Genomic DNA, 13,407 nt, shown 5'->3' on the forward strand with positions numbered 1-13,407 from the left:
CCATGCACCTCCTCTTTATCCTTTACGATTAATCTTTTGTAGGCGTCTGTACAGTGTCGCGACACTAATGCCCAGATACTCCGCTGCTTTTCTTTTCCCCTCGGTATTCTTGCCATAGCGTTGAACCGCGTCTATAATCAACTGCTCTTCTGTTTGCTCTAAGATACGCTCTGAAAAGACATCTCTTTTCTCTGCAGTTGGATAAGTCGGTGGAAATGAATGCAGCGGAAGCGATGATCCCTCGTCTGTGGTCTGGTTTCCTCTTATCGTTGATGGCAAGCTGCTGATCGTGACCAAATCGCCAATCTCCAGATTCACAATATACTCAAGTGTATTTTCCAGCTCGCGAATGTTTCCCGGCCAATGGTAATCCATAAAGCATTTCATCGCTTGGGTCGAGAAGCGCTTCGGCTCTTTCCCTAAACGATCCCCAAACCATTTTAAGTAAAACTGAATCAAATCGTATAAGTCCTCTTTTCGATGCCGTAGTGGCGGAACAAATAACGGAATGACGTTTAATCGATAAAACAGGTCTTCACGGAACTGACCACTGACAATCATCGATTCCAGATCCTTGTGGGTTGCAGCGATTAAACGGACATCAACCGGAATGCTTTCAGAGCCACCTACCCGTTCCATCCGACGCTCTTGTAAAACGCGTAGCAGCTTTGCTTGCAGGTATTGGGGCATATCCCCGATCTCATCCAAAAAGAGCGTGCCATGAAGCGCTAACTCAAAGCGCCCAGGCTTGCCTCCTTTTTTGGCGCCAGTAAACGCACCGTCCTCATAGCCGAACAGCTCGCTCTCAAGCAATGCCTCAGGTATCGCAGCGCAATTGATTGCCACAAAAGGACCCTCTTTTCGATCGCTGTTTCGATGAATTGACTGAGCAAGTACCTCTTTTCCTGTTCCACTTTCTCCACGAATCAAAACGGTAGAATCGCTTCTCGCAATTTGCCTCGCCTGATCCTTTAAGGCAAGAATCGCTGGACTATGCCCCCGAATGTCTTCGAAATTGTATCGCGTCACAAATTTACGATTTTTTTCCGAATCGGCTTCCTTGATCTGGATGGTAAATTGCAGAATCGCGCCCGCTACACTTCGCTCTACAAACAGTGGATGCAAGCGACATAAATAGGCATGCCTTTTTCCGCCGCCATCGATCAGCTCAACCGAAAAATCGCGTAAGGGCTTTCCTTTCTTTACATACTCAAGAAGCTTGGGTGTACCCACAAGCGTTTGTAGTGTCTGATTGAGAAGCACAACCTGAGAACGCTGCCAGACATGCTCAGCAGCCGGATTGGCGTGAATGACAACGCCGGTAGTATCGACAACCAGAATCGGTAAGGTGATTAACGACAGAAGGCCCTCAACCTCTTGTAACAGCATCTTTCTTTCCTTGATTGTCTGATCTGTCATGTCAAACCCTCTCATCACAAACTTGATCGTTACGATCCATTATAGCCGTAGTGTCCACTATTCAGATAGGATATCGTACAATAAAAAAACCATGATAGATCAGAAGCAATTGGCAAAAGTAAGCTTTTGTCTCCTCCATTCCTTATTCTCAAAAATAATAAACAAAATAGATAGAGGTGTTTTTCCAAAAAAAGAGAAAATACTAGTGATTTGGTTGTGCAGTTGTTAGCCTTTTCCAGAATCGTGCAATGGAGGTGCAACACGTGAGTCTGTTAAAAGAGATTCAGCACACGACCCAACAGGTTGCAGAAGCGATTTCCGCAGTCCTGCAGATCGAAACAGAAATCGTTGATAATGAAATGACCATCATCGCTGGGACAGGAAAATACAAAGAGCTGATCAACATGAAGGAAGAAGAAGGCCAGATAGAAGCGGGATACCTGTACGGACGCGTCATTCGAACGAACCAGCCATTCTTTGTCGAAGACGCACGCAACGACCCCTCCTATGATCCGTCTGTGCTCACTGGAGGTACGGAAGAGCTCGCAGAAGTATGTGCGCCTATCCATTACGAAGGTATGGTCATCGGCGTCATCGGTCTGATTGCTTTTGATGAAACGCAGCGTCGGTCGCTGGTCATGAACAAGCTCGTATTGCTTACCTATCTGCAACGCATGTCAGAATTATTGACCAGTAAAATTGCCGAGCAGGCTGCGCTCAACAAGTGGATCAAAACCACCCAGAAGCTCGAAGTCCTGATCGGTTCGATTCATGAAGGAATTATTGCCATTGATGAAAATGGCTTGATCACGAACTGTAATGAAACCGCCGAGCACCTCGTCCACAAAGATAAGCAACAATTGATCCATACACCTATCGAGCAAATCTGGTCAAACTCTCCCATGCTCGAAGTGATCCAAACAGGAAAAGGATACATTCAGCAGGAAGAGCATTACCAATTGGACCAGCATGAGATGCATTTCATTGTTACGGCTCGCCCGATTATCATTCAGGATCAAGTCGTCGGTGTGGTGGCGACCTTTCGCAGAATGGCAGATGCCCGGAGACTGGCTTATGAGCTGACCAGTGAGCAAAAGGATCTCTATTTCACAGAAATCTACGGGCAGAGCCGTGCGCTCTCTCTAGTAAAAAAACAGGCAGAACAAGTGGCAAGAGGAACATCCAATATACTGATAACCGGCCAGAGCGGTACAGGAAAAGGGATGATGGCTGCCGCGATCCATTCTGCCAGCAACAGGCGATCCGGTCCATTTATTATTGTCAATTGCGGGGCCATTCCTGAGACATTACTGGAAAGTGAGCTGTTTGGTTATGCCAGCGGCGCTTTTACTGGGGCCAGACGTGAAGGCAAGGCGGGAAAATTTGAATTGGCGGACGGAGGCACCATTTTTTTAGATGAAATCGGGGATCTCCCTCTTCACCTGCAAGTGAAGCTGTTGCATGTACTACAGTCCAAGCAAGTTGAGCGAGTAGGTTCTAATCGTCTGATTTCTGTTAATATTCGTGTGATCTCCGCTACGAACAAGGATTTGGAGGAGATGGTTCGGACAAAGGAATTTCGGGAGGATCTGTTTTTCCGGTTAAATGTCATCCCGCTCCATATGCCGCCTTTATCTGAACGCACAGAGGATATCCCCGTGCTCATGGAATCCTTTCTCACAAAATACAGTCAAATGTCTGAGCACAGTCCCCTTCATTTTTCGCCTGAGGTTCGAAGAGCTTTTGTCAGCTATCATTGGCCTGGCAATGTGCGTGAGTTGGAAAATGCAATTGAATACGCAGTGAATATGACGACCTCCCCCTATATCGATATGGAAAGTGTCCTTCCGCGGATTCGAAATGCAAACAGCACACGACTGCCCGTCATGGTAGAAGCAGATGAGCAGCCTTTAAAAGCAATGCTACAAGACCACGAGAGGCAAATTTTGCTGGAAATGCTGAGAAAATACGGAACAGGGCTGGAAGCGAAACGAATCATTGCTGCGAAGCTTGATATTGGACTCGCCACTCTCTATCGAAAAATTGATGCCCATCAAATCATTGCAGAAGAGCATGTCACATAAGCTTGTCGCTGAAAAGATGAATGATCCAAACAAAAAAGGAGGTACAAAGCGTACCTCCCCTTGTTGTTTCTATGCCATCAGTTTCGGAACCAACCAGACGGTTTTACCTGCAAATTGATGTTGATTTGCTTTACCTCCGTGTACGCTTCATAACCGAACGTTCCCAACTCACGACCAATCCCACTCTGCTTGTAACCACCCCATGGAGCTTCATTGAACGTAGGATGATACGTATTGATCCAGGTGATGCCTGCTCTCAGCTTGCGAATCACCCGTTGTGCCTTGGCTCCGTCGTTTGTAAACACAGCGCCTGCCAGACCGAATTTCGTGCCGTTTGCCAAACGAATGGCCTCTTGCTCCGTTTGGAACTTTTGGACGACGAGAACCGGTCCAAAAATCTCTTCCTGCACGATTCGCAGAGATGAGTCCGTGGCTTCCAGAATCGTCGGTTCGATGAAAAAGCCTTTTTCCAAGCCGTTTTCCATTAAGCGATTTCCACCGCACAAGAGCTTAGCCCCTTCGCCGATTCCGAGCTGAACATAGGACAGGACGCGATTCATATGAGATTCGGAAATCAGTGGCCCCATCTCGGTCTCCTCATCCATTCCATTCCCTACCACGATCTTTTGCGCACGCTCTACCAGCCTGTCGAGAAAACGATCATAGCTGGCTTCTTCAAGAATTAAACGTGATCCAGCTGAGCATACCTCTCCTTGATTTGCGAAAATAGCATAAAGGGCATAATCAACGGCTGTTTCAAAATCGGCGTCAGCAAACACGATGTTGGGTGACTTGCCTCCCAACTCAAGGGAAAGCTTTTTGACTGTATCTGCTGCATTTTTCATAATCGCAATCCCCGTATCGGTCCCACCTGTAAAAGCAACCTTGTCAACCAGCTCGTTCCTGGATATCTCATCGCCGACCTCGCTGCCTGGTCCGGTTATCAGATTGGCAACACCAGCAGGCAAGCCAGCTTCCTGCAAGCATTCAAACAGCATGATCGTTGTCAGCGGTGTCAGATCAGCAGGCTTGATCACAATTGTATTCCCTGCCGCCAAAGCGGGAGCAAGCTTTTGTGCATTCATGACCAGCGGATAATTCCAGCATGTTATCGCCCCTACTACACCGATCGGCTCTCTGACAACAAGTGCTTGTATATCATCCGGGACGTCATACGTTTGCCCATTCGGTTTTGTGCATAATCCGGCATAATAGCGAAACTGATTGACGGCGTCAGCTACATCATACGTAGACTCCCGTAGCGGCTTTCCGTTATTTTGCGTATCTACCTGAGCGAATTCATCCGCCCGTTGCTCTAGCAAATCCGCAACCCGATTCAAAATATCAGCGCGCTGTCTGGCATGTGTCTGGGCCCACCCTGATTCATCAAAAGCGCGTCTGGCTGCCGAAATTGCTCTCTGTGCATCCTCCCTGCCGCCTTTGGTGACAATCGCAATGGTTTCCCCTGTCGCAGGATTAAGAACAGGAAAGGTTTCTTGCTTTTGAGAATAAACCCATTCTCCGTCGATGAACATTTGTTTAATCGGCATAGACATGGATCCACTCCCCCCTTAACGTAGCACTTTGGACTCCTTGGAAAGCTGTGCGATTCCTTCTTCAATGCAAGCAAGAACGTAGTCAATTTGCTCATATGAAATGATGGCAGGCGGTTCCAGACGAATAACTGTCGCATTATTTAATGTGCCGCCCACCAGAATTTTTTTGCCAAACAGGCGTTTCGCCAGCGTATAACCGAAGCTGTTCGTAGCGAACTCCATTCCGATCAACAGACCTTTGCCACGTACCTGGACAAAAATATCAGAATGACAGCTTTGGATTTCTTGTAGCTGCTTCAAAATATAATCGCCTTTTTCCTTTGCCATTTGCGGGATATTGTCTTCGAGGATTGTATGGATTCCTGCGATTGCTCCAGCGCAGCAGAGCGGGTTGCCCCCAAATGTAGATGACCCGAGGAGAAATGGGTTTTCCTCCATCTTGCCCCACCATTTTTTCTTGGCAACCATCGCAGCGATCGGCATAACTCCGCCGCCAAATGCTTTGCCCAAAGTCATGATATCTGGCACGACATTCCAGTGATCGACGCCAAACATGGTTCCCGTACGCCCCATACCGGTTTGCACCTCGTCAACGATGAGCAGGCATTCATACTTGTCGCAGATTTCCCGCAAACGAGGCAAGTAGTCATCCGGCGGAATGTTTACACCGCCTTCCCCCTGTATTGGCTCGACGATCACCCCTGCCACTGTCTCTCCTGTATTAATAAGAATGCGAATCGCTTGCTCGACCGCATCAGCATCTCCGAAAGGAACGTGCTGGAATCCAGGAACCAACGGTACATACGGCTCGCGGAACGTGCCTTTTCCTGAAGCAGACAACGAGCCCATCGTTTTGCCATGGAAGCCTTTTTCCGTAGAAATGAAATACTTCTTGCCTGTTGCCAGTCGAGCCAGCTTTAATGCCATCTCATTCGCTTCTGTACCGCAGTTGACGAGATAAGAATGCTGCAGGTCGCCCGGTGTGATATAAGCTACGAGCTTGGATAAAAAACCGCGCAAGGGATCGATCATTTCTTGGCTATGTAGCGCATAGCGTTTAATTTGGGCTTCTACAGCCTTGACTACCTTTGGATGTCTGTGGCCTAACAAATAAACACCGTATCCACCCAAGCAATCGATGTACTCATCACCCATTGTGTCACGGAATACAGCAGCTTCATCTTCCCACTCCACGACCGAAAAATCATTCGAGACAGACTTGCGGTGAGCCAAAATGGCTTTGGTTACATAATTGCTAAAATTATCGACAGAATCAGAAACGATTTTTTTCTTTTGATCAACAGTCAGCTTCTCACTTTGAATAAATTCGAGCACCTCTGACGCCAACTCCAGAGCTTCTTCTCTCGACTTGCGTTCCATACATATCCATCCTTTTCAGTGTTATTGTTTCACAATTAAGATTATTGCAAGTACGGTGCCAACCAAAAAGCCAGGGTATTTCACCCGTTTTCCAGACGTTTTTCTCAATTTTTAGAAAGAAAAGGGCAAGCAAGCGAAAATGTGCATGCTTCTATTCCAAACATGACGTTTTCAGGTGAGAATCATTTCTCGAAAATGAGAAGTCGTTTGAAGTCTCTGGTTCTCCCCTGTTGAATACAATCTTTCCATCCGTGATGGTCAGCAGTGCTTTGGTGTCTCGAATCAAAGGTGGCTCGATGGCAAACAAATTACGGTCAAGTACGACGATATCTGCCAACATGCCTGGCGCAAGTGTACCTAGCTCATGCTCGCGAAATACTCCATAGGCAGGAGCGCTTGTATAGGCACGCAAGGCTTCCGCCATCGTGATCTTCTCTTGCGGATTCCAGCCGCCCTCAGGCTGATGATCGTCATGTAGTCTTGTCACTGCTCGATAAATCTCTGTCATCGGGTCTAGCGGCACAATCGGATAATCGCTGCCAAAAGCAAGCGATACCTCATTTTTCAAAAGCGTCTTGATCGGCCATGTATAGGGATCACGCTCTTTGCCAAAGCGATTTGGATAGCAATTATCTGGAAAAGCAGGTGCTGCTGCCATATGCTCGGGCTGCATGGAGGCGATTACCTGTAAGTGAGACATCCGCTGAATATCATCTGGATGAATGACTTCGACATGTTCAATGGTATGGCGAGAATCCCGGATTCCATTTTGCACACGGGCAGCTTCGAAACAGTCCAGACCTAGACGCACTGCGCCATCCCCGCAAGCATGCAAGCGTACTCGAAAATCTTCCTTGTCTGCTTCCACTACCCATTTTTTCACGGTCTCCTGAGGAATTAATGTATCGCCTTTGCTGTCTGGTCGATCGGAATACGGGTCAACAAGAAAGGCTGTATAGGTCGTTGGAACACCATCCAAGAACTGTTTCAACCCGGAAAACTTCAGCTTGCCTGAGGTATACTGTTTTCGTAAATAACGAGGTCGATCCAGATTTCCATCCAGTGCTGCCAGAAAATGAATGCGGGTGCTCAATTCACCGCTAGCTTCAAAGGACTGATACAAATCCAAATCGCCTAGCTCCAAGCCGGGCAAGGGAAAAAAATCGTTGATAGATGTTATGCCAAAGCTCCCTGCCTGTTTCAAAAAGCCACGAAACAATCGATTCTTTTGCTCATCAGGTAATTGGAATGCTTCGCGCGCCAGCCCCATTGCGGTTTCATATAAAAATCCCGTCGGCTCCCCTTGTTCGTCCCTTTCGATGTGCCCAAATGGCGGGTCCGCCGTATCTCGGGTGATATTCAAAATTTCCAGTGCTTTTGAATTCAACCAAGCCCCGTGACATTCTGCGTTGAAGAGAAAGACAGGACGATCCGGTATCAACCGATCTAGCGTGGCTCGATGAGGAAGCTGCTTCTTTTTCCAATAGACATGGTACCAGCTGAAGCCAAACACCCACGGATCTTCTGGCCTGCTATCTGCAAATTGCTTTACCATCAAAGCTGCTTCCTCTTCTGAGGTCGCTGTCAGCAGGTTGACGCAATCGTGGTACAGACTCCCGAGCAGCAAATGAAGGTGAAAATCGTGAAAGCCGGGCATGATCAGTTGATCACCGTAGTCATATACCTGCGTATCCGGCCCAATGTAGTTCTCGATCTCTTCTTTGGAACCTATGGCGGTAATGCGGTTTCCTGTAATCGCCAAGGCTCCTGCTCGCACCGCATCATCGCTTCCCGTGAAGATGGCCTTACTTGATAAGACCACATTTGCTTTTACTTGTTCATGCGTAGTCAATCGTCTCCCCTACCCTCCTCGTCTGCCTCCCATCATGTCCACGCTATGATGCTGATACGTCAGACTCAACTGAATATTCTTTATCTTCAAAGTTCATTTCAGGAGGATTCTTTCGAAACATGCTCGTCAAATACATCAGGTACACAAGACCGATTGTCCCCCAAATCAAACCAAGCAATAATGAGTTCACATTCAGATTCGTCCAAAGCCAAATGTTAAACATGGACCCAATCAGCGGCAAAACAAAAAAACGGAATGCTTCTCTTGGAGAACGCTTCTTTTGTCGGATAAAGTAATGGAAAATAACAGATAGGTTCACAAAGGTAAAGGCGACGAGTGCCCCAAAGTTAATAAAAGATGCCGCCGTAACCAAATCGATAAAAAGAGCAGATAAGGAAAAAATCCCGACAATGATGATATTGTAAATCGGAGTGTTGAATTGTGGGTTGAGATGTCCAAAAATTCTTTTCGGTAGAACGGAGTCACGTCCCATGGCAAAGAGCAGTCGGGACACACTGGCATGCGAGGATAGGGCCGAAGCAAAGCACAACACGATCATTCCGGCTAAAAACATCGAACTAAATAGTGTTCCTCCAATGTACTGAGCGATCTCAAAGGCGGCTGAATCCGGATCAGAAAATGTGTATTTCGGGTGAACCAAATATCCGACATAGGAAACAAAAATGAACATGCAGCCACCGATTAAGGCGATCAGGGACACCGCTTTGGGAATCGTCTTTTTTGCGTCGATGGTCTCTTCCGACAGTGTCGTAACGGAATCAAAGCCTAGAAAGGAAAGACATAAAATGGCAGAGCCTGCAAGCACGTAAGAGTAGGAAACATCCGGGCTGTAAAAAGGCTGCATGGACAAAAGCGTGCCGGTTCCCATTCCTTCAGCAAGTCCTTTGAAAGAGAGAATGAGAAACAGGATGATGACCAGAAACTGATACGAGATTAGCAAGGCATTGATGTTTGTCGTCAGCTTGATGCCGAGCAGGTTGATTACGGTGATCGCACTAATAAATAGAAGGACCCATATCCATGTCGGAATCGTTGGAAACGCCACGGACAAGTATATACCCGCTACTAAAAAATTGATCATCGGTAGAAACAGGTAATCCGTCAAAACGACCCAGCCAACAAGAAAGCCGATGTGAGGATTCATCGATTTTTGTGTATACGTATAGGCAGAACCAGCCACCGGGTACGCTTTTACCATTTGCCCATAGCTGTAGGCAGTAAACATCATAGCGATCAAAGCAACGAGATAGGCAGCAGGAAGCATTCCTTGAGAAGCCTCTGCCGCTACACCGTAGGTAGAAAAGACAGTCATCGGAGCCATGTAAGCAAGTCCAAACAAGACAACTGGCAGCAAGGTTAAAGTACGATTGAATGAAAGCTGTTTTTCCAAATGAACTACCCCCTTCACTATCCATCATTTGGTACGACTTGCATCAAACGACTTACTCCATCTTTTGTGACAGATACCACCTCCCTTCTTTGTTTGCTGCCAAGCTGTTTAGTTGGTCTTATCTAATTGTCTTATTTGATTGTTCTTACGGAAATGCGATTATCATGGAGCGTGCTTCCCCATCCCATATCGGTTAAGCGGTCGCTCGTCAGTAAATTGATCGGTTTTTGGTCGGGGGTATCTCTGTTCCACCATACTCCCTCTGCTACTGCTGTACCCAGTGGGATATCCTCAGTCAATCTCGCCCACAGCTGTATGCTTCCGCGCTCATTATACGCTTCAATCCAGCCATCTTCCTCGATACCGCGCGAGGCTGCATCAGCAGGATGAATGAGGAGTGTCGGATTGTCTTCTTTTTCACGCAGTGCCTTCACTCCCCCAAAAGAGGTGTTCAGGGTAAAGTGGGCAGGTGGTGTCAATAAATGAAGATCTCCTACTTCCTCTTCGACGTCCAGATAAGTTGGGAGTGGAGGATAGCCATCTTTTTGCATCTGCGCCGAATAAAATTCCAGTTTTCCGGAAGGGGTTGGAAAACCGTCTGTGAACGCTTTGTCAATATCAATCAGCTCAATCGTCTTGCCATTTTGAAAATCTTCACGCAGTTGTTCATTGGCGTGAAAGCTCGGAAATAGCTCCCATACTAGGTCCCTTATCGGTTTTGAGAAAATATCCTCGGTAAAGCCCATTCTTTGTCCGAGAGCTGTATAGAGGTCGTAATTGCTTTTCGCCTCACCCATTGGAGAAATGACCGGCTCCGCTTTTTGCATATAGGTGTGGCCGTAGCTTTTAAAGACGTCAAAGCTCTCAAAGGAGGTCGTAGCAGGCAAGACAATATCCGCGTACTTGACTGTATCCGTCATAAATTGCTCATGAACGACCGTAAACAGATCATCACGGAGCAATCCTTTGCGAACCAATCCTGCATCCGGACAAGTGAGAACCGGATTACTCCCTGTTACAAACAGACACTTAAGCGGTTGATCAGATAGGTTCATAAGATTGTGACCCAACCGCACATTGTCCAGTATTCGCGTCTCTCTAGGCAACAGATCGGAACGGTCAATCGCATCCATATTGATTGGGAATGCACCTGACGTAAACATCAATGCTCCCCCACCTTGCTTGTGAAAAGCTCCAACCAATCCAGGCAAGCAAGCGATTGTGCGAATGGACATGCCGCCGCGGCGACTACGTGACACACCAATCCCGATGCGAATAAACGGGGCTCGTGCCTGTCCGTACATACGCGCCAGTCGTTGGACGTCCTCTGCTGGTACTCCTGTAATTTGCTCCACGCGATTTGGCAGATAGTCGGCAAGAGATTCCTTCAATTCCGGAAAGCCTGTCGTATATTTTTCGATATAAGCCTCATCTACGAGTCCCTCGGCAACCATCACATGCATCATACCGAGTGCAAGTGCCGCATCGGTGCCCGGACGAATCGGGATATACCAATCCGCTTGTTTGGCTGTACGATTTTTATAGGGGTCAATCACGATCATTTGAGCTCCCTGCTTCTTCGCCTCTTTGAAAAAGGCGAGCATATGCATGTTGCTGGAAACCATATTCGAACCCCAAACGAGGAACAAATCTGTATGCTTCACCGATTCTGGCCGACTTCCCACCATAGCACCGATCGTGTAGTTCCATCCCACGTCGGCAGCAGGCGAGCACAGATTGCCACGTCCTCGACTTGCGCCTAGCCTATGAAAAAAGGGAAAGTGTGCGTTCATCTGAATAATTCCCATGTTGCCGCTTCCTTGAAAGCAGTAAACGCATTCACTCCCGTGATCACGTACATTCTGCTTCAATCGTGAAGCTATCTCATCCAACGCCTCGTCCCAGGTAATCCGCTCAAATTGCCCCTCTCCTTTTGCTCCCACGCGTCGCAATGGATATAGCAATCGATCCGGTGAATAAATCCGTTCGCTGTAGCGAATGACCTTGGCACACAATGCACCACGTGTGAACGGATGAGCCGGATCTCCCTTTGTGGAAATGACTTTATCCTCTTCTACTTGTGCAATAATCGAGCACGTATCAGGACAATCATGCGGACATACTGTTTTGAATGTTTTCATCACACACACCTCCTATTCATAGCGGATCCTGCAAGCATTTCTAAAATGTTTGCAATAATAATGCCACTATGTCTGTGACTAATCACTTGAAATAAACGCAACCATTTTCCCCTACTTGATAGCAGAATCGAGCCTTTTCGTTTACAAGAATTGAGAAAAATTTCTCAATCTTGATAAATGAACGTTCTCTTCTAACAGAATGTATTTACGGGCATCGTGTCACAAAAAAGAATCCCTACATTGGAAGGATTCTTTTCCTACTATTCTATAGACCTTCTATTGCCCACTCGCCATTGCGAAAGAGTGGTTCTCTCTTCCCGTCCTCCGTGATGGCATCAATATTCATTTCGGCTCCACCCATCATAAAATCAACGTGGATATGGCTTTTGTTGCCGCCATGCTGTGCAAGCTCTTCATCGTTCATGGCTGTTCCACCCGTGATGTTGGTAGGATAACACTGCCCCAGCGCAAAATGGCAGGAAGCATTTTCATCAAAGAGCGTGTTATAAAAAATCACATTCGACAAGGATATCGGCGAGCGGTACGGAACGAGCGCCACCTCTCCTAAATGCCGGGCACCTTCATCCATCTTAAGTAAATGCTGCAAGGTTTCGTAGCCTGTTTCCGCCGAAAAATCAACGACCATCCCCTGTTCAAAGACGAGAGAAAATTGATCGATGACATTTCCTCCGTAGTTAAGAGGCTTCGTACTGTGAACAACGCCATGAATCCCATCCTTGTGGGGCATCGTATATACTTCTTCCGTTGGCAGGTTTGGATTGAAGACAGTTCCTTGCTTCGTGACGGAAGCTCCCCCTTTCCAAACATGATTTTTGGGGAGAGCTACCGACAGCTTTGTTTCATTCATCTCATAACTGAGCTCTTGATACTGTTTGTTATTTAAATACGCAACAATCTTCGCAAGCTTGGCATTATGCTCGCTCCATGCCTGATTCGGATCATCCTCATACACACGTGTTACTTTGAAAATAACATTCCATAGTTGGTCAATCGCCTGCTGGATGGGTTGGTCGGGAAATACTTTTTGCGCCCATGCTTCAGTCGGATACGCAATGATTGACCAGCTCACTTCGTCCGACTTGGTGTAATTCCGGTAGTTTTTCATCGCAATCGCATTCGTTTTGGCTTCCGTGGCGATTCTCTCCGGGTTAATGTCTTTTAAAAGACCAGGTGTTGGAGCATAGATCGTAAGGAAAGCTGCTCCACCTGCTGCCAGCTCTTCGAATCCTTTTGCCTTCCAGGAAGGATATTCTGTAAAAGCCTCATCCGGTGCTTTTCTGTACCGAATCAGTGACAGCTCATCATCGCTCCACTCCACAAGCACATGCTTTGCGCCCGCATCATAAGCTTTTTCCGTTAGTACGCGAACCAAGGTAACCGCTTCAATCGGCGCGACAATGACAAGCGTCTGTCCGAGCTGCAAATTCACTCCTGTGCGAATAGCAAGATCTGCATATTTCTCAACATTTTCCTTGAAATCGTTCATAAGCTCCCTCCCGTTATCCTTCCTTTTCCGTTGGTCTTGAGGTCTGCTTACTTAATT

8 protein-coding genes are annotated in these 13,407 nt (G+C 47.1%); 1 reads left to right on the top strand and 7 read right to left on the bottom strand.

The genetic code is table 11. The features are described 5' to 3' along the window. Nucleotides 1-15: 15 nt before the first annotated feature. A complete protein-coding gene (locus ADS79_RS18190) occupies nt 16-1,419 on the bottom strand; it encodes a sigma-54 interaction domain-containing protein (RefSeq protein WP_049739814.1) in 1,404 nt (467 codons plus the stop codon). A 263-nt stretch (nt 1,420-1,682) separates the two neighbouring features. Here ADS79_RS18190 and ADS79_RS18195 point away from each other — a divergent pair, with 263 nt between their 5' ends. Continuing rightward, the gene (locus tag ADS79_RS18195) at nt 1,683-3,503 is read left to right on the top strand and encodes a sigma-54-dependent Fis family transcriptional regulator (protein ID WP_049739815.1); all 1,821 of its coding nucleotides are present in this window, start codon (nt 1,683-1,685) and stop codon (nt 3,501-3,503) included. A 77-nt stretch (nt 3,504-3,580) separates the two neighbouring features. On the opposite strand, the gene ADS79_RS18200 is transcribed toward ADS79_RS18195, so the two are convergent. The 6 genes from ADS79_RS18200 to ADS79_RS18225 all read right to left on the bottom strand — a co-directional run bounded on the left by ADS79_RS18200 (nt 3,581) and on the right by ADS79_RS18225 (nt 13,350). Beyond that, on the bottom strand, nt 3,581-5,059 hold the full coding sequence (locus ADS79_RS18200; protein WP_409362404.1) for an aldehyde dehydrogenase family protein: 1,479 nt from the start codon (nt 5,057-5,059) through the stop codon (nt 3,581-3,583). Nucleotides 5,060-5,074: 15 nt separating this feature from the next. Further along, nucleotides 5,075-6,439, bottom strand: a complete 1,365-nt coding sequence (locus tag ADS79_RS18205) for a putrescine aminotransferase (protein ID WP_049739816.1) — start codon at nt 6,437-6,439, stop codon at nt 5,075-5,077. 151 nt (nt 6,440-6,590) lie between these two features. Beyond that, nucleotides 6,591-8,291 carry an amidohydrolase gene (locus ADS79_RS18210; protein ID WP_084765988.1) on the bottom strand — a complete coding sequence of 567 codons (1,701 nt, stop codon included), beginning with the start codon at nt 8,289-8,291 and terminating at the stop codon, nt 6,591-6,593. 43 nt (nt 8,292-8,334) lie between these two features. After that, complete coding sequence (locus ADS79_RS18215; RefSeq protein ID WP_049739817.1) at nt 8,335-9,702, bottom strand: APC family permease; 1,368 nt, start codon at nt 9,700-9,702, stop codon at nt 8,335-8,337. 131 nt (nt 9,703-9,833) lie between these two features. Then, a complete protein-coding gene (locus ADS79_RS18220; protein WP_049739818.1) occupies nt 9,834-11,843 on the bottom strand; it encodes a molybdopterin-containing oxidoreductase family protein in 2,010 nt (669 codons plus the stop codon). 265 nt (nt 11,844-12,108) lie between these two features. Next, a complete protein-coding gene (locus ADS79_RS18225; RefSeq protein ID WP_049739819.1) occupies nt 12,109-13,350 on the bottom strand; it encodes an aminopeptidase in 1,242 nt (413 codons plus the stop codon). Nucleotides 13,351-13,407 lie beyond the last annotated feature (57 nt).

It is taken from the genome of Brevibacillus reuszeri, assembly GCF_001187725.1.
Classification (GTDB): Bacteria; Bacillota; Bacilli; order Brevibacillales; family Brevibacillaceae; genus Brevibacillus; species Brevibacillus reuszeri.